Below are 17,811 nucleotides of genomic sequence, written 5' to 3'. Positions count from 1 at the left end.
GCTGATGGCGGCCTTGGAAGGGAGAGAGAAAAATGGGAGTAGTAATGTATTTGATTAATAATGTTTTCAGCCAGGCTGTATTCATTATTGGAATTGTTGTAATCGCAGGTATGGTTGCCCAGAAGAAAACCTGGGATCAGATCCTTCCCAGCGTGATTAAGACGATGATCGGCTTTACCATGATCAACGTAGGAGGACAGACCCTTGGTATGTCCCTGCTGCCTTTGCAGGGAATGATTACCAAGATATTTAATATGCCGCCTGTATCAGTGGATATTGGAGCGGCTCAAGCTGAAAGCCTTACCGGGATCGGTACAGAAATGGCATTGATCTTTGCACTGGGCTTTCTGGTGAACCTTTTACTGGCAAGATTTACTCGCTTTAAATATGTGCATTTGTCAGCTCATGTATCCTTCTTTTATGCCGGATTGATTGCGGCGCTGTTAAAATTCGGAACCAATTTGGCTTTTGTACCGCTTGTAATAACCGGTTCCATATTGTTAGGAATCTATATGACCTTTTCCTGCGCCTACGTGGCGGTATTTATGAAGGAAGTAAAGGGAGGAGAGGGCTTTACCCTTGCCCATTCCAGCTCCATCGGAATTCTGATTTCTTCCCTGCTTGCCAAAACCTTTGGAAACAAGGAAAATGATCTTGAAAACTTAAATATTCCAAAGAAGCTTAATTTCTTACGGGAGATGACCATTTCCTTAACCATTGTTATGACAGTTCTCTTTTTGGTCATAAGCCTGATTTCCGGTCCGGCCTGGATGCGTGAAAATATCACCGGCGGACAGGATATCGTTGTGTTCAGCTTTTTACGTGGTTTGTCCTTTGGTATGTGGATCACAGTTATTATTACAGGTGTAAGAATGATGCTTTCCGAGATCATCTCTGCATTCCACGGCTTTGCCAATAAGATCATCCCTAATTCCGTACCAGGGCTTGATATCCCTCTGCTTTTCCCCAATTATCCTAATTCCGTGATATTGGGCTTCCTGACCAGCTTGATTGCAGGTCTGATCGGTATGATGATCCTTGGATTTATTAATTATCCGGTTGTGGTATTCCCGGCTCTGATCCCCACTTTTTTCACCGGTGCGGTAACAGCCATCTTCGGAAATGCCCATGGCGGACGCAGAGGTGCGATCATAGGCTCCTTTGTAAATGGTTTGATTCTTATTTTCGGACAGGCTCTGCTCCTTCCAATGATTGGATCTTATGCGCCGATCATGCGTATTTTAAGCGAGACAGATTATTCCTTCTATGGTCCGATCTTAGGCTGGGTGCTTAAGCTGTTTGGAGGCATCTAATGAAAAATTTAGTGTTTTACCTTACCTTGAATTATCCGGACAGGGAAACGTTTTTTCAGATTTTAGAGTTATTGGATCATAAAAAGGCCGGTTTTGTTGAAATCGGCATACCGGTTACCGATCCTTTTGTAGACGGAGCTGTGATACAGCAGACTCATAAAGAAGCGTTGGAGCAAAAGATAAGCCCAGACGATGTAATACGCACGCTGGTAGAAATCCGCAGGCGTTTCACGTTTAAAGTTGTGTTAATGACTTATAAGGAAGGCGTGGAATACTTTCACCTTTCTGACGTTCCGAAAGACTTATATGACGGTTTTCTATGTGTGGATGGAGAATTTCCCACCGGATCCTTCCCCAATCAGATCACTGTACTGGGCCGGTCCCTTAGTGATGAGAGCATAGCAAAGGCTCTTGCGCATAATGACCTGTTTGCCTATATCGTTTCAGGGGAAGGGAAAACCGGATCGTTTGATAAGCTTCCTACAGAATACGTTGAAGTTGTAAAAAAAGTAAAATCTGTTTCAAAGACACCGGCCTATGTAGGCTTTGGCATAAAGTCCGCCGAGGACGTGAAGGAAGTCATGAAGAATGGAGCCGATGGTGCCATCATAGGGACAGAGTTCATAAAGCGTTACCAGCTTGGAGGTATGGATGCTTTGAATGCTTATCTGGAAGAGTTGAAGTTAGCCGATGCATAGGCTGGTTTTTCAATCTGCTTAGCATGACAAGGGGAGTGTTATGATATTGCAGAGTAGAGGGCAGGCAGGAGTTTAGTATCCAGAGTAATGCTGCCAGCATGATAATGATATATAAAAAGATAGAGGCCCTAAAATGGCCCTGTCAGAAAGCTATGTACGAAAAATAAGTCTTGATTGGCCTGAAAAGTCATTTTCAAGACTTATTTTTATATTATGAAAGCTATTTTATTGTGAAAACCCTAATTGCAGATAGGAATATAATAATTTGGTCTTTAAAAATAAAAAAATAGTTGACAATAAGTGAATGATCATTTATTATAAAAATATAGAGGTGATGGCATGAGAAAAAAAGACGACGAAAAAGTGAAAAGCATAAAGGAAGCAGTAATCAAGCTGATCCTGCAGGAGGGCTTCCATGGCACTTCTGTCTCTAAAATCGCTAAGATGGCAGGGGTTTCGCCGGCAACGGTTTATATCTACTTTGAGAATAAAGAAGATATGCTGCACGATATTTACCTGGAATACTCGGAAGAAATATATGATTATTTATTGGACAGCGTAAAACGGGAAATGGAGGGACGGCAGCAGATCGAGGTGCTCATCCGAAGCTACTATAACTATATATTAGAGAACAAGGAAATCTTCAGCTTTGTGGAGCAATTTTCCAATTGCCCCTCATTGGCCAACAACTGTTCCGGGAAAAAGGGCATTTGCAATATATACAGCCTGATGTCGGATATGAAGAGGAGTAATCTCATAAGGAATTACAAAGAGGATAATCTTTTGGCCATCATTTTTCAGCCGGTGAAAGCAATTGCTGTTGATAACCGCAAGAACGAGGCACAGAAAGAGGATTTGCTGCAGGAAATGATTCAAATAATTCAAGACGCAATATTGCTTTAGGTTTTTACAGGCGGGATTATTTTGTGAATATATTTTACAAAAAGTCTCGCATAAAAACAATTCCATATTAAATGAACATTCACTTAAGGAATACGCACAGAAAGGATAAAACTATGACAAATCATGATAAAAATAACATAGGAATCGTTTTCCCAATTTCCAACAAAGTTTTATTACCGGACGTCGTAACTACGGTTCGTTTGGAAGCACTTGACGAAACACATATGATGTATCTGGAAAACGAAGAATCCATAAAAATAGCTTTGCCGTTAAAACATAATTTTGGTAAAAACCTAAAGAATGAGGAAGATTTTTACCGGGCAGGCCTGACCTTTGAGGTCACAGGAATAGACCAGACGGATAAAGGGATCCTGCTTTCCGTAAGGCTGAGGGACCAGATCAATGTAAAAGAGCTTCACACAGAAAACGGCGTTATCTATGCCCAGTATGAGCTTAGTCAGAATCAAGAAGATTTAGACGAGAAGAGCCGGGAAGAAATGCTTGGCTATATCAAAAACGTTACCAGTGAGATAAGCTCCAAATTTTCGGGAGGAGAACAGTACCAGAGAATTGTCAATGAGTTTAAGGATTTAAATTCCATAATTGTGTATCTGTCTCAATTCCTTCAGATACCCAACGATGAAAAGCACGAGCTTCTGGAAATGTCCTTAAAAGAAAGAAGCCTTCGTTTCCTGGATTACATGCTGAAGCAAAAGGAAATGATCGAACTGCAGATGGAGATTTCCGAGAAGTTCTCCGAGAAGGCAAACCGGTATTACAGGGAGTCCGTGCTTAGAGAACAGTTAAAGGCCATTCAGGAAGAATTGGGGGAAGGCAAAAAGGACGAAGGAAAAAAGGAGCCGGATTATTTAAAGAAGATCGAAGAGGCAGGTATGCCGTCTGAGATCAAAGAGGCGGCTCTTGAAGAACTGGAAAAGCTTGATGATCAGGGCCCCAATAAACTGGACTACAACGTGATCCGTAATTATCTAGATCTTTTGGTTCAGCTTCCATGGAAAAAGGAAGAGGATAAGGACATTGATCTTGACGAGGCAAGACGGATTCTTGATGAACAGCATTACGGGCTGCAAAAAGTTAAGGACAGGATCATTCAGCATCTGGCAGTCATGCAGTTAAACAAAGCTAAAAAAGGTTCCATTCTCCTCCTTGTGGGACCGCCGGGAACCGGAATAACAAGCCTTGGAAAAAGCATTGCAGAGGCCCTTGGCAGAAAATACATCCGTTTAAGCTTAGGCGGTATCCGTGATGAATCGGAAATCAGAGGGCACCGAAGAACTTATGTCGGAGCAATGCCAGGAAGAATTATCCAGAGCATCCGGAAGGCAGGGAAGACCAATCCTGTCATGGTGTTGGATGAAGTGGATAAGATTATGTCCGGCGGTTTCAGCGGAGACCCTGCCAGCGCACTTTTGGAGGTTCTTGATCCGGAACAGAACAACAGCTTTACCGATCATTACATGGATCTTCCTTATGACTTATCCGATGTTTTCTTTGTAGCAACGGCCAATTCATTGGAAAGCATTCCAGGTCCTCTCTTAGACCGGATGGAAGTTATCCAGATAACCAGCTATACCATGGATGAAAAGTTCCATATCGGCAAAAATCATCTGATCCCGGAGGTCCTGAAAGAACATGGCTTAAAGCAGGAGCAATTGGTAATTGAAGATGAAGTATTACAGAAGATTATCAATGATTATACGCTGGAGGCCGGCGTGCGGGGGCTGAAAAAGCAGCTGTCCAGCCTGGCCAGAATTACAACGGAAAAGATCGTATCCAAAAAGGCGGAGCTGCCTCTTGTGATTAAGGAAGAAGATTTAGAAGAATATCTTGGCAGTCAGGTTTCCCGTCACGATAAGGCCCAGCAGGATAATCCTCCGGGTGTGGTTACAGGCCTTGCATGGACTCCGGTGGGAGGAGAAATACTCTTTATCGAGGCAACCGATATGCCGGGAAGCGGAGCGGTCATATTGACCGGAAAGCTGGGAGATGTAATGAAGGAATCTGCCAAGATTTCCTTAAGCTTATTAAAATCCAGACTGCCTTTAAATGCCTTTAATTTTAAAGAAAGAGACCTTCATATCCACGTTCCGTCAGGAGCGGTTCCTAAAGATGGCCCATCGGCCGGAATCGCATTATTTACCGCTTTGGCCTCTCTTGTTACCGGCAACAAGGTAGATTCAAGACTTGCCATGACCGGAGAAATCACTTTGCGGGGAGCGGTCCTGCCCATCGGAGGCTTAAAGGAAAAGCTTCTGGGCGCACAAAGAGCCGGAATCAACAGGGTCTTAATTCCCAAAGATAATGTAAGTGATTTAAAGGATGTACCGGAAGAAGTGAAGAATCAGCTTACGATCATACCGGTGGAAACGGTAGAGGATGTATTAAAGGAGTCTTTGGGGATTTTCCTGCCCAGAATCGAACATGTATATTTTCAAAAGAACGGGAACGGATTGTTTCCCGAAGGGTTAAACACACCACATAAAAATATTGAAAGAAAAGGGGTAATTTAAATGAATATGACAGTGACAAAGGATACTTTAATCGGAGAGGTCTTAGAAGCAGACCGAACCACCGCACACTTCTTTTTTGAAATGGGAATGCATTGCCTTGGCTGTCCCGCATCTGCCGCTGAGACCGTGGAAGAGGCCTGTATGGTCCACGGCATTCCGGCTGAAGAACTGATCGACAAGTTAAATAAGCATATGTCAGAGTAATGGTCTTAACAATTTAAAAGAGAGGCGTCTTCAAATGAAGATGCCTCTCTTTTATAATGTAATATGGATGTCTGATTAACCTCTGCCCAGAAGAGCTTCTGCCATGCTGTCATAGCCATAAACTGATGATACATATCTTAATCCGTCCGTAATTTCGTTTTTGGAATAATTATGCTCTTCAAGAAAGTTATAATCGATCTGATTTAAATGATAATAAAACATGAGCGCCATTTTAAAATGCTCCATATCGTCGGAATCCAGCTCATCCAATAATTTGTTTTCTGCCTCATTGATCTTTCCGGCCTGAATGAGAGCTAAGAGCTCAAGATAATTTGATGCTGTCTCCTGGTCTTTAAAATTCTGTTCCTCATTTTCCCCTAATTCAATATGAAAAATCAGTTTTAGCAAAGTTGTTACCATCTCATGAATCATGCGCATGATAAAATCATCTTGTAACATAAAATTCTCCTTTTTTAACCGTCATATATAATAAGTATAAAATGTTATGATAAAAAATAATTTACCACAAATCCTAGAAAAAGTAAAATGTATATAGTAAGAAAAGGATAAAATCCATTGCTATTGAAGGAAAAAGCAAAGTATGGTAAGCTGTTTTCAATAATGATGAAGAGATAACCGGTGAATTCGTATGATAAAGTTCAAGCTTCGGGAGGATGCAGATGATAGAAACAGAATTGGCTAAGAAATTCATTGAACAGGTCACTCAATATACAGAATACAATATCAACATAATGAATGAGCAGGGGGTCATCATCGCCAGTCGGGATCCAAAGCGGGTGGGGGCATTTCATGAGGTGGCCTATTATATTGTAACAGGAAGCGAGGATATCGTGGTCACTTCCACAGAGGATGATTATCCTGGAGTAAAGCCAGGGATCAACATGGTCATTAACATTGACGGCAGACGGGAAGGAGTGGTAGGAATTACCGGTGATCCTGGTGAGATAAAGCCTGTCGCTCTGATCACCAAAATGGCCATCGAGGCCATGCTGAAATACGAGAAGCAGCAAGAGGAATTAAGGCGCAGGAGAAATCGGAAGGAGCATTTCACAAACCTTTTGATCCATGTGGAATATCCGGATCCGGGGGAACTTCGGAGCGTAGCAAAGAAGTTAAATTATTCGGAAAACATCGTACGAATCCCCATCCTGTGCAAGCTGGATGACACCCGGCCGGAGCCGTTTCTTAACATAATCAAGAACAGCCCCAGGCACGGAACGGAGGACATCAGCATTGTCCTGGGCAACAGCCATATTCTCATATTTAAAACTATGCCGAAACAGTCTCGAAAATTATTTGCGGATTACAAATACATCATAGCAGAATATTTAAGCACTGCCTTAAAATGGCTTCGGGAGCAGGAGAAGAGCTGTAAATTCTACATCGGCTCATTTCAGGGAAGCTTTACCCAGTATTATAATGCTTATCGGCATTGCAAGTGGCTGGAAGAAAATGCGGATTCCGATTCTGCCGCCTTTTTTTATGACCATACAGGAAATTATGTGCGCTCTATTGTGCCGGTGAATGAGCTGCAATGGATGTTCAATGTTTATGAAAGAGAGCTGAGTGAAGGATTTATAAAGACATTTAAGGAAATTGCCGGAGCCCTTATAAAGACAAATTATAATCTGGTAACGGCATCAAAAGAACTTTTTGTGCATAAGAATACTCTTTTATACCGTTACAATAAGATAAAGGATACCTTAAATATCAATCCCATAGAATCTTCAGCAGACCGTTTTTTTCTGGAGGCTTTTTATAGTTTTTTAAGAAGAGAACACTAGTTTTGTATTGACGATACAAAAATCAGGGGTCATATTGATACTCATGACATTAGAAATTTCGGGGTCAATGATGTTATGATAACGGTAGAAACTGTTGTATTGTATAGAAGGGGGTTATTTTATGACAGGTTTACCACTGATTTTTATTTTCGTACTTGCAATTTTCATAATGATCATTGCAATCTCCAAGTTTAAGATTCACCCGTTTATCGCCATCATGAGCATCTCACTGCTCCTGGGACTTATTGCAGGGATTCCGCTGGTGGATAAGACATTGGAAGATGGGACCAAGGTAAGCGGCCTTGCAAATGTAATAGGGGCTGGATTCTCCGGTACATTCACAAGCATTGGTATTGTTATCATCCTTGGAGCCTTGATCGGAACCATATTGGAGAAAACAGGGGCGGCCCTTAAGCTGGCTGATATGGTAATCCGGCTTGTTGGGAAAAACAATCCGGTCCTTGCAATCGAGATGATGGGCTGGGTGGTATCCATCCCGGTATTCTGCGATTCCGGTTTCGTAATTTTAAACCCGATCCGGAAAGCCCTGGTAAACAGGACTGCCGCCTCCTTAGTCGCCATGACTGTAGGCCTTTCCTCTGGGCTCTATATTTCCCACGTTTTCATTCCGCCCACGCCAGGACCTATTGCGGCTGCTTCTACCCTAGGTATTGGAGAAAACCTGCTTCTTGTTATGGGAATGGGCGCATTATGTTCCATCTTCCCGCTGATTGCCGGGTTCTTCTACGCAAAATACATCGGTGGAAAAGTACGGTCAGACGATGAAGCCGATATGGGTGAGATTGCAAAAACCTATGAGGAGCTGGTTGCCGAATACGGTAAACTTCCCGGCGGATTCAATGCCCTTGCTCCTATTATTCTTCCAATCCTTCTTATGGCTTTTTCCTCAATCGTGGCAATGGCCAATATGCAAGGCTTTGGGGCTGATGTGCTTAAATTTTTAGGTACTCCCATCATAGCTCTGGCAGCAGGTACCGTGTGCGGTGTCCTTCAGCTAAAGGGAGCCGGTAAAATGGAAGAATTTTATGAGATAACCAATGACACTTTAAAAACTGTGGGACCGATCCTGTTTGTAACGGCTGCCGGCGGTGTGCTGGGTAAGGTGATTTCTTCCACCGATATGGTGAACTATATCAAGGACCATGCTTCCGTACTCAGCACCATGGGTATTTTCTTCCCATTCCTTTTGGCAGCGATCTTAAAGAGTGCTCAAGGCTCCTCTACCGTGGCTATGACAACCACTGCAGGAATTGTGGCTCCGCTGCTTCCTATGCTGGGCCTTGGAAGCCCCGTACGTGTAACTCTTGCCTGTATGGCAATCGGTGCGGGAGCCATGACTGTTTCCCACGCAAACGATTCATATTTCTGGGTGGTAACGAATTTTGGAGCCATGACTCCGGAAAAAGGATATAAGACTCAAACAGTCGCAACATTGATTCTGGGGATCGCAGGAATCCTGGAAATATTTATACTGACTTTGATCCTGCATTAATTTAAGAAGAAATAAGAATTAAAAATCACTGGTCTAAGGAGGACTTTGTATATGAAATTATTGTTTGCATCCGACTCGTTTAAGGGGACTCTTTCCAGTGAACAGACCATAGAACTGCTGAAAAAAGCTGCGGCGGAAGTGTTTGATCAGTGGGAAGGTATCGGAATCCCCGTGGCCGATGGAGGAGAGGGAACAACGGATGCGGTGATCGCAGCCATGCAGGGAGAAAGAATCCCCTTAACCGTCTGTGGGCCGCTTCTTGCTCCTGTAAACGCTTATTACGGAAAATTGGATGAGAAACGTGCCATCCTTGAGATGGCGGCGGCTTCCGGGCTTCCCCTGATTCCAAGAGATTTAAGGGATCCAAGGAATACCACGACCTATGGGACCGGAGAGCTGATAAGAGATGCTTTGGACCGGGGCTTTACCGATATTTCCATAGCAATCGGCGGTTCAGCGACCAATGACGGCGGCATGGGCTGTATGAGGGCATTAGGAGTAAAATTCCTTGATTCGGAGGGAAGAGAGTTAGAAGGAACAGGAAGAGATCTGGAAAAAGTCGCCCATATCGATAGTTCCGGCCTCCATCCCCTGATTTCTAAAGTGAAAATGACAGCCATGTGCGACGTCAATAATCCCTTATGTGGGAAAGACGGAGCCACCTACACGTTTGGAAAACAGAAGGGCGGTTCACCCCAGGTCCTTGATGAACTGGAAAGAGGAATGCAGAACTACCGGGATGTGATGATACGGGAACTGGGGATTAATCCAGATCATATGCCAGGTTCCGGAGCCGCTGGGGGCCTTGGCGCGGCACTTCTGGTATTTCTCCATGCGGAGTTAAAATCAGGAATTGAAACGGTTCTGGATTTGATTGATTTTGATTCCCGCCTGGAAGATGTGTCTATGGTTGTGACCGGAGAGGGGCGCACGGACTGGCAGTCCTGTTTTGGAAAGGTAATACAGGGCATTGGGATGAGGTGCAAAAGAAAAGGAATTCCGGCTGTTGCTCTGGTAGGAGCTATGGGAGAAGGTGCAGAAAAGATTTATGACTTTGGGATCTGTTCCATCATGACAACGGTCAATGGGGTCATGGAACTGGATAAGGCCTTGGAAGATGCCGAGGACTTATACTATCAGGGAGCTCTTCGGATGTTCCGTTTTATAAAAACTGGCATGGAAATACAGAAAAAAGCTGCGGATATTTAAATCCGCAGCCTTTTTTCAGGCATTTGCCAATAGAAAAGAATCCTGAAACTATTAATATTTATCATAAGTCTCTTCCGGGGCAGAATCCTCCCAAGAAGTAGAATCCTCCAAAGCAGTAGAACCTCCCCAAGCAGCAGAATTCTCCAAAGCATTAGAATCCTTCCAGGTAGCAGAATCCTTCCAAGCAGCAGTTGGTTCACTGGTTGTGGAAGGTACTTTATCCATCAGTTGAAATTTTTCTACCAGGGATTTTAGATTATAAGCCTGGGCGGTCAGTTCTTCGGAAGTGGCTGCACTTTCTTCCGATGTTGCGGAAGTGGTCTGTACAACGGCGGATATCTGGTCAATGCCGGTTGTAATCTGCAGCAAGGCTTCAGACTGGGCGGCGGATGCTTCCGCGATTTCTGCGACCCTGACGGAAGAAATATTAGATTTTTCAACTACAAGCCGCAGCGCTTCTGCAGTTTCATCTGCTATTTTTGTTCCGTTTCCAATGGCAGTAATAGCGTTTTCAATAAGAGCCGTAGTATTTTTAGCAGCTTCCGCAGACTTGCCGGCCAGATTACGGACTTCATCGGCTACCACCGCAAATCCCTTTCCGGCGGAACCGGCTCTTGCAGCTTCAACGGCTGCATTCAGTGCCAGGATATTGGTCTGGAAAGCGATATCGTCAATGGTTTTGATGATCTTACTTATTTCGCCGGAGGTACTTGCGATTTCATTCATTGCTGAAATCATATCCTTCATCTTCTGATCACTTGCCAGCATGCCTTCGCATGCTTCCAGGGACAGGGTATTCGCCTCTAAGGCATTGGACGCGTTTTCTTTTACCCGTTCTGAAACTTCGTTAATGGCTGCGGACAGCTCTTCGATGGAAGAGGCCTGTTCCGTGGCTCCCTGGCTGAGAGACTGGGAAGCATCAGATACCTGGGAGGCCCCGGTGGAAACCTGCTCAGAAGCCTGGTCGATCTCTAAAAGTGTATCGCTTAAAGTAATTCGGATGTTCCGCATTGCTTCCAGGATATACTGGTAAGCGCCGGTGTATTTTTCCTCATGATTGGAAGTTGCCTTGAAGTTGCCGTTGCTCATTTCGCCCAGAACCTCATTGATATCCTGGATGATGAATTTTAAATTTTCTGCCATATCCATAAATGTTTTGGACAGTACACCTATTTCATCCATGGACTGAACCTCCAACTGGATATCCAAGTCACCGGAAGCGATGCTGGCTGCAGCGGCCATCACACCGTCAATAGGGCGAAGAGTCTTTTTTAAGAAAATGATGACAACCGCATTAATTATGATCAGTGCCAGGACTGCAAGAAGATTCATTACTTCAATGATCTTTACTACATCCTTTGTCAGATCTTTCTTTTCCAGACTACTGGCAGCCCACCATGTCTGTGATCCGCTGGTAATCGGGTAATAATATCTGGATTCCATGGTTCCGTCGGATCTTTTGGTATCAATCTGGAATTCGGTTTTAGTCTGCTGCAGGGCTGTAATTTTAGCATAATCGGAAGGAGAAATCATCTCACTTAGGTTTCTGCCGATGTTATCGTTTGATTGGCTGTCATAGACAATCATGTTTTCTTCCGTGTAGATATCAACATACATGGTATGATATTTTGAATCTGAAGTTTTTATCTTAGAAAAGTTAGAAACGTTAATATCGGCCAGAATAACTCCGATGACGTCTTCCCCTTTCATAACAGGAAAAGCGATGGTACTCATCATAATTCCGTCGTAAAAATAAGGATCGGTGATATAAGTCGCCTTTGTTTCCTTGGCAACACGGTAATAATCCTTTGTGGAATAGTCGCTGTATGCTCCAAGAGACTGAGCGGTTTTATTTTCAGCCTCTTTTTTGTCTACATAGAGGGAGTAATCCTTGACCCCGGGATCAAATTCTAATGGCTCAAAAAATGCACCGATCCCATAAATATCAGGATTGGTGTCCACGGTTGACCAGGCAGAATTTAAGATATAATTCTCGATCGCATAATTAATTTCCTTAAGTCCAACATCGTATACCCTGCTCTTACGGACGGTGCTTTTCCAATCGCCGATAGCGTTCTTATCGTTGTATGCACGGTATAAGTAATCCTGCAAATTTTTAGCGGTTCCAGAAGCATCGTCGATTATGGCCTGTACCATGAGGCCATTCTGGGCGGATATTCCTGAAAATTCACCGTTGATTGCCTTTGAAACTGCTTTGCTTGCCTGCACTGCAGAGATACTAATGAGCAAGACCAGGCTCGCTACCAGAATGACTCCCATAGCAATAGAAGTCTTTGCAGCAAGTTTCAAATTGCTGAACTTAAGCTTTTTCAATATCTTCATAATTGTATTACACTCCCTTTTATTTAATGATCGGTCCGCTCTGTGGAAAAAGCGGAAAATTTTACCAGCAAATGAGTGAAAAAATATACTGCATGTTATGCAGTAAAATTTTATGGTCATATGCGGATAAAAGAAAAGATCCTCCTTTCGTATTTTAAGCATGGTTAGTAACCTTGTTATACTACCTATATAACAATTGTATATTCGACATAAAAGGACAAAATATTAATAGTATATCTTGATTTTTCATAGAATCGCAGCAATAACTGCGATAATTCACAAGGATTATGGAAGACCTTTGGCCGCCCATAACTTATGGAAGCGGCCATTTTAAGAGAGCAGGAAGTGCTCTGGGTATTTTTCTAAACTACATATAAGATTGTCATTCCTTTTAGCTTTTCTTCTATTTGCTGTCTTAAAAACTGTTCCCCGTCGCTTCTTAAATCATCACGGTAGCAGTATTTTCCCTTTCCCCGCCCGGTCATGAGTTCCTTGTCATAAAGACGTTCTGCCTGAGGAAATGCCTCTGTGTTGATTGCGTTCTGAACATAGCTGTAGGTCATGAAAATGACTTCAATGGCTGCCTGTTCCCTTACTTTTTTGGAAAGCCGGTCTGAGAGCGTATCAATCAGTTGAGAATACAGGTATTTCCAGTCATCGGTCATAATGATGGGAGCAATCAAAAGTCCCACCCGGTATCCGGCGTCACACATGCTGTTTAAGGCGGTAATTCTGGCGTCTAAGCCGGAGGTGCCCGGTTCAAACCGGGTGATGATAGGCTGGGGGTTGACACTCATCCGCATGATGACACGGCCGCCGTGGCTGAGGCCAAGAAGGGGTTCTACCTTATTGAATTTCGTTGGGAAGGTGAGAAATCCATAGTTGCTCTTGCTGAAATTTTCGATTGTCCAGGCCAGATTTCCGGTTATGGTATTTTCAAGAACAAGATCACTGTTGCTTCCGATTTCATAGGTATAGTTTTTTTCAGAGCGGGATCCGTGGTCCATTATTTTTTTCAGCAACTGCTCCCGGTTTACAAACAAACGCAAATAGGCGCATTTGTTGTAGTTGCATACCAGATAGCAGTAGTGGCACATGGCGGTGCAGCCGGAAGAGGTATAAGGAACAAGAAAATCCGATACCTTGTGATTGGGAACGTAGTTGTGGGTTTTGCGGACCCCTATGATGAGATGTTGTTTCATGGCCGGAAAATCACTGTTTGGACGGGTCCTCAGCTCATCTATTTTATTGTGGCTTTTAATAGGAATCCATGGAATCGTGCTGTATTTTTCCTTTAGAAACCGGCCAAGCTCATAGTCTAGGGATTCTGGTTCGTAATAAATTTTATCTGGGAACATGGGATACCTCCGATAAGGAGTAGTATGTGTGAAAAGTAAAGAGGTAAACCCATAAAACCGTATAATTTTTTCTTGAATTTTTGTTGTAATTACAACGGACAGAAGCCAAAGAGCATAGTATGATAGCTTCAGAAAGCAAATATGAGGAGGCTATAAGGAATGGTTCGTAGAATTATTCAGATTGATAAAGAAAAATGCAATGGATGCGGTCTTTGTGCAGCAGCATGCCATGAGGGAGCCATTGGTATGGTAAATGGAAAAGCAGTGCTTATGCGAGATGACTACTGCGATGGATTAGGGGACTGCCTTCCGACATGTCCTACCGGGGCCATTACATTCGTAGAGCGGGAAGCAGCCGCTTATGATGAAGCGGCAGTGGAATTAAATCAGAAAAAGGCTGAGGCAAAAGGACACGCTTCCTTTAGCGGCTGCCCTGGAAGCCGGGCGATGCAGATTGAACGCACGGCTGAAACAAAGAAAACGGCTGAGGCTCCTATCCAGTCCCAGTTAAGACAGTGGCCGGTTCAGATCAAGCTGGTTTCTGTGAAAGCACCTTATTTTGATCAGGCGGATCTATTGATCGCTGCGGACTGTAGCGCCTATGCTTATGGAGATTTTCATCAGAAATTCTTAAAGGGAAAGGTCGTTCTTGTGGGATGTCCGAAGCTGGACGAGGTGGATTACAGTGAGAAGCTGACGGAGATTATAAAGAACAACGCCATTCAAAGCATTACGGTCGTCCGAATGGAGGTACCATGCTGCGGCGGTCTGGAACATGCGGCCTTAAGAGCCCTTGAGGACAGTGGCAAAGAAATTCCATGTGACGTAGTTACCATCTCTGTTGATGGGAATATTTTATAAATTTAAAAGCGGAATCCGGGGATAATTGCACCGGATTCCGCTTTTTAAATAGTATTACGAAATAGGGTCCGTCAGGCAGGAAGAAGTTATCCTTCATGGAGATCTTCTTTTAACGTGAACCGGTTCTTCTTATAGGTTAAAATCCCTTCGTCCTGCAATTTGCTCATTTCATTGGACAGGGCACTGCGGTCAATGGAGAGGTAATCCGCCAGCTGCTGCCTGTTAAATGGAATATCAAAAGTGGAGGAATTGTTTTTTAAGGATTCGGCGGAAAGGTAAGAGAGCAGTTTTTCCCTGATGGTCTTTTTGGACATATGCTGCATTTTTTTCGTGAGGATTAAATTCCGCCTGGCAATGGAAGATAAAAAGTTTTGTAACAGGCGTGTGTGGAAGGTGCATGCGGAGGTGCAGACGTTCATTATCCTGTTAAAATCCATAAACAGCACATCGCATTCGGAATCAGAGATAACACTCATTTCAATCGGTATGGAGGGGATGCAGGCATAGGTTTCCGCAAAAAGAGCGCCGGACATCGCCTCGGAAATAATGGTCCGTTTGCCCCAGAAATCCTCCTGTATGATGAGTGCAGTCCCGGTGAGCACCATTCCAACGGAACGAATGTAGTCTCCGCTTCTTATAATAAATTCATCTTTTTTATAATGCTTAATCCGGGCCGACAGGCATTTTAGCATTGCGCTTATTTCCTCCGGCTGTACTCCGGAAAACAGATTTGACTTTTTTAATATAGGCAGGTATTCCTCCATTTGCCGCCTCCTTTTAAATTATTTTTATAATGTTGTAATTACAACAGAAATGATGAGATTATTATATTATAATCTGCTTATAAAAGCAATAGGAAAACAAGGAGGCAGCCAAATGACAGAGAAATTCATTAAAAATATAAAGCATGAAGAAATCGTAATGTTATCTGATCTGGTTCAGGCAAATGAAGGCCAGATTGTCAGCAAGACCCTTGCACAGAATGAAGCCCTTAGCATTACGTTATTTGCATTTGATAAAGGGGAAGAAATCAGTACCCACGAATCCAACGGGGATGCCATGGTGACTGTTTTGGAAGGAACCGGAAAATTTACGGTAGACGGTAAGGAATATCTGTTAAATGCAGGTGAGACCCTTATCATGCCTGCAAAAAAGCCTCATGCGGTTTATGCGGAAGAACGCTTTAAGATGGAATTGGTTGTAGTATTTTAACCAGTTGGAATAAAAAGGACAGAATAGAAAGGTTGGATATAGATATGGATAGTAAGATGTTTTGCTTTCAGTGTGAACAGACGGCAGGCTGCAGTGGATGTACGGGCAGCGCAGGAGTGTGCGGCAAATCCGCAAGCACCGCAAATTTACAGGATGAACTGACAGGCGCCCTGATCGGGCTAGCAAAGGCATGCGGCAATAATTCCCCTTTGGAGACTACCACAAGAATTCTTATTGAAGGGCTGTTTACCACCATCACAAATGTAAATTTCAATGATGAAGTTTTAGCAGAGATGATTAAAAGGGTACGGGAAGAAAAAGAAATGATCGTGCCGGATTGCAGCAAATGTACCTCTGTTTGCGGAAATACTTCCGATTATGATATGAAGAACATTTGGGAGGACCAGGAAGATATCCGTTCCTTAAAATCTTTGATTTTATTCGGACTTCGGGGCGTTGCAGCTTATGCCTATCATGCTATGGTTTTAGGATATGAAGATGAAGGAGTCAATCATTTCTTCTATAAGGCGTTGTCAGTCATTAGCTATGATCTGACCATGGAGCAGCTGCTTCCGGTGGTTCTTGAAGTGGGAGAGATCAATTTAAAATGCATGGAGCTGCTTGATAAAGCAAATACCACCGCATATGGGACTCCGGAGCCTACCAAAGTGCCTCTTACGATTGAAAAAGGTCCGTTTATCGTAATCACCGGACATGATTTATATGATTTAAAACAGCTTCTTGAGCAGACAAAGGATAAGGGGATCAATATCTATACCCACGGAGAGATGCTTCCGGCCCATGGCTATCCGGAATTAAAGAAATATCCTCATTTAAAGGGGAATTTCGGAACTGCATGGCAGAATCAGCAAAAAGAGTTTGATAATCTTCCTGCACCCATTCTCTTTACCACAAACTGCCTGATGCCAGTGAAAAAGAGCTATGCTGACCGTGTATTCACCACAGAAGTGGTTTCCTATCCGGAAATGGTCCACATAGGAGATGACAAAGACTTTACTACTGTCATTAAAAAGGCGCTGGAGCTTGGCGGATATGAAGAAGACCATGAAATGACAGGAATCAACGGCGGCAAAGAAGTCATGACAGGATTTTCCCATGGAACCGTATTGGGAGTTGCAGATCAGGTCATAGATGCAGTGAAGCAGGGAGCGATCAGCCACTTCTTCTTAGTAGGCGGCTGTGACGGTGCTAAGACAGGAAGAAATTATTATACCGATTTTGTAAAGCAGACGCCTGAGGATTCTATTATCTTAACCCTTGCCTGCGGAAAATACCGTTTTAACGACCTTGACCTTGGAACCATTGGAGGTCTTCCAAGAATCATGGATATGGGGCAGTGTAATGATGCATTCAGCGCCATCAAGGTAGCGGTTGCTCTGGCGGAAGCATTTGGATGCGGGGTCAATGAACTTCCCTTGTCCATGATATTATCCTGGTATGAACAGAAGGCAGTGTGCATTCTTCTTACCTTGCTGCATCTTGGAATCAAGAATATCTACCTGGGGCCATCTTTACCTGCATTCTTATCGCCAAATGTATTAAACTTCCTTGTTGAAAACTACGGAATATCACCTATCAGCACACCGGAAGAGGATTTAAAGAAAATTCTTGGATAATATAAATAATTAATAAATCAGGAGGATAATTATATGATAACGAAAGAAATGTATATTGGAGAAATATTAAGAAGCAATCCAAAGGCAGCGGAGATTTTAATGGGCTGCGGTATGCACTGTCTGGGATGTCCGTCATCCCAGATGGAATCCTTAGAAGATGCTTGTATGGTACACGGGCTTGATGCAGACACAGTGCTGGACAAGCTGAACCAATAAGAAAAGAG

16 protein-coding genes are annotated in these 17,811 nt (G+C 43.4%); 12 read left to right on the top strand and 4 right to left on the bottom strand.

Going from position 1 to position 17,811, the window contains the following annotated elements; genetic code table 11:
• Positions 1 to 32: 32 nt before the first annotated feature.
• The 5 genes from BMW45_RS27255 (at position 33) to BMW45_RS27235 (ending at position 5,649) form a co-directional block, all read left to right on the top strand.
• Positions 33 to 1,313: a PTS ascorbate transporter subunit IIC gene (locus tag BMW45_RS27255; protein ID WP_092251086.1), complete on the top strand. Its 1,281-nt coding sequence runs from the start codon at positions 33 to 35 to the stop codon at positions 1,311 to 1,313.
• On the top strand, positions 1,313 to 2,011 hold the full coding sequence (locus BMW45_RS27250; protein WP_092251085.1) for a tryptophan synthase subunit alpha: 699 nt from the start codon (positions 1,313 to 1,315) through the stop codon (positions 2,009 to 2,011). The genes BMW45_RS27255 and BMW45_RS27250 overlap by 1 nt, the downstream gene beginning before the upstream one ends.
• Positions 2,012 to 2,350: 339 nt before the next feature.
• On the top strand, positions 2,351 to 2,914 hold the full coding sequence (locus BMW45_RS27245) for a TetR/AcrR family transcriptional regulator (RefSeq protein ID WP_038284412.1): 564 nt from the start codon (positions 2,351 to 2,353) through the stop codon (positions 2,912 to 2,914).
• A 113-nt stretch (positions 2,915 to 3,027) separates the two neighbouring features.
• Positions 3,028 to 5,445 (top strand): endopeptidase La, encoded by a 2,418-nt coding sequence (gene lon, locus BMW45_RS27240; RefSeq protein ID WP_092251084.1) that lies wholly within the window; start codon positions 3,028 to 3,030, stop codon positions 5,443 to 5,445.
• Entirely contained in the window at positions 5,446 to 5,649 is a 204-nt protein-coding gene (locus BMW45_RS27235; protein ID WP_330390914.1) for a DUF1858 domain-containing protein, read from the top strand. It abuts the gene before it with no gap.
• Between the two features lie 75 nt (positions 5,650 to 5,724).
• Here BMW45_RS27235 and BMW45_RS27230 read toward each other — a convergent pair whose 3' ends face one another.
• Positions 5,725 to 6,108 (bottom strand): DUF6483 family protein, encoded by a 384-nt coding sequence (locus BMW45_RS27230; RefSeq protein ID WP_092251083.1) that lies wholly within the window; start codon positions 6,106 to 6,108, stop codon positions 5,725 to 5,727.
• Positions 6,109 to 6,329: 221 nt separating this feature from the next.
• On the opposite strand from BMW45_RS27230, the gene BMW45_RS27225 reads away from it, so the two are divergent.
• The 3 genes from BMW45_RS27225 (at position 6,330) to BMW45_RS27215 (ending at position 10,176) form a co-directional block, all read left to right on the top strand.
• Complete coding sequence (locus BMW45_RS27225) at positions 6,330 to 7,454, top strand: CdaR family transcriptional regulator (protein WP_092251082.1); 1,125 nt, start codon at positions 6,330 to 6,332, stop codon at positions 7,452 to 7,454.
• A gap of 121 nt (positions 7,455 to 7,575) precedes the next feature.
• Positions 7,576 to 8,967 (top strand): GntP family permease, encoded by a 1,392-nt coding sequence (locus tag BMW45_RS27220; RefSeq protein ID WP_092251081.1) that lies wholly within the window; start codon positions 7,576 to 7,578, stop codon positions 8,965 to 8,967.
• 51 nt (positions 8,968 to 9,018) lie between these two features.
• Positions 9,019 to 10,176, top strand: a complete 1,158-nt coding sequence (locus tag BMW45_RS27215; RefSeq protein ID WP_092251080.1) for a glycerate kinase family protein — start codon at positions 9,019 to 9,021, stop codon at positions 10,174 to 10,176.
• Positions 10,177 to 10,227: 51 nt separating this feature from the next.
• On the opposite strand, the gene BMW45_RS27210 is transcribed toward BMW45_RS27215, so the two are convergent.
• Both BMW45_RS27210 and BMW45_RS27205 read right to left on the bottom strand, forming a co-directional pair.
• Positions 10,228 to 12,519 carry a methyl-accepting chemotaxis protein gene (locus BMW45_RS27210; RefSeq protein ID WP_166433485.1) on the bottom strand — a complete coding sequence of 764 codons (2,292 nt, stop codon included), beginning with the start codon at positions 12,517 to 12,519 and terminating at the stop codon, positions 10,228 to 10,230.
• 362 nt (positions 12,520 to 12,881) lie between these two features.
• Positions 12,882 to 13,877 (bottom strand): SPL family radical SAM protein, encoded by a 996-nt coding sequence (locus tag BMW45_RS27205; protein ID WP_092251078.1) that lies wholly within the window; start codon positions 13,875 to 13,877, stop codon positions 12,882 to 12,884.
• 159 nt (positions 13,878 to 14,036) lie between these two features.
• On the opposite strand from BMW45_RS27205, the gene BMW45_RS27200 reads away from it, so the two are divergent.
• Positions 14,037 to 14,738 (top strand): ATP-binding protein, encoded by a 702-nt coding sequence (locus BMW45_RS27200; RefSeq protein ID WP_092251077.1) that lies wholly within the window; start codon positions 14,037 to 14,039, stop codon positions 14,736 to 14,738.
• Positions 14,739 to 14,824: 86 nt separating this feature from the next.
• Here BMW45_RS27200 and BMW45_RS27195 read toward each other — a convergent pair whose 3' ends face one another.
• Positions 14,825 to 15,502 (bottom strand): Crp/Fnr family transcriptional regulator, encoded by a 678-nt coding sequence (locus BMW45_RS27195; protein WP_092251076.1) that lies wholly within the window; start codon positions 15,500 to 15,502, stop codon positions 14,825 to 14,827.
• A 112-nt stretch (positions 15,503 to 15,614) separates the two neighbouring features.
• On the opposite strand from BMW45_RS27195, the gene BMW45_RS27190 reads away from it, so the two are divergent.
• The 3 genes from BMW45_RS27190 to BMW45_RS27180 are packed head-to-tail and all read left to right on the top strand — an operon-like array spanning position 15,615 to position 17,803.
• Positions 15,615 to 15,950 (top strand): cupin domain-containing protein, encoded by a 336-nt coding sequence (locus tag BMW45_RS27190; protein WP_025233759.1) that lies wholly within the window; start codon positions 15,615 to 15,617, stop codon positions 15,948 to 15,950.
• A 44-nt stretch (positions 15,951 to 15,994) separates the two neighbouring features.
• Positions 15,995 to 17,587, top strand: a complete 1,593-nt coding sequence (gene hcp / locus BMW45_RS27185; protein ID WP_207649164.1) for a hydroxylamine reductase — start codon at positions 15,995 to 15,997, stop codon at positions 17,585 to 17,587.
• A 33-nt stretch (positions 17,588 to 17,620) separates the two neighbouring features.
• Positions 17,621 to 17,803 carry a DUF1858 domain-containing protein gene (locus tag BMW45_RS27180; protein ID WP_025233757.1) on the top strand — a complete coding sequence of 61 codons (183 nt, stop codon included), beginning with the start codon at positions 17,621 to 17,623 and terminating at the stop codon, positions 17,801 to 17,803.
• Positions 17,804 to 17,811 lie beyond the last annotated feature (8 nt).

The organism is Lacrimispora sphenoides (assembly GCF_900105215.1).
Taxonomy (GTDB): domain Bacteria; phylum Bacillota; class Clostridia; order Lachnospirales; family Lachnospiraceae; genus Lacrimispora; species Lacrimispora sphenoides_A.
This window is presented reverse-complemented; position numbering and strand designations above follow the sequence as displayed.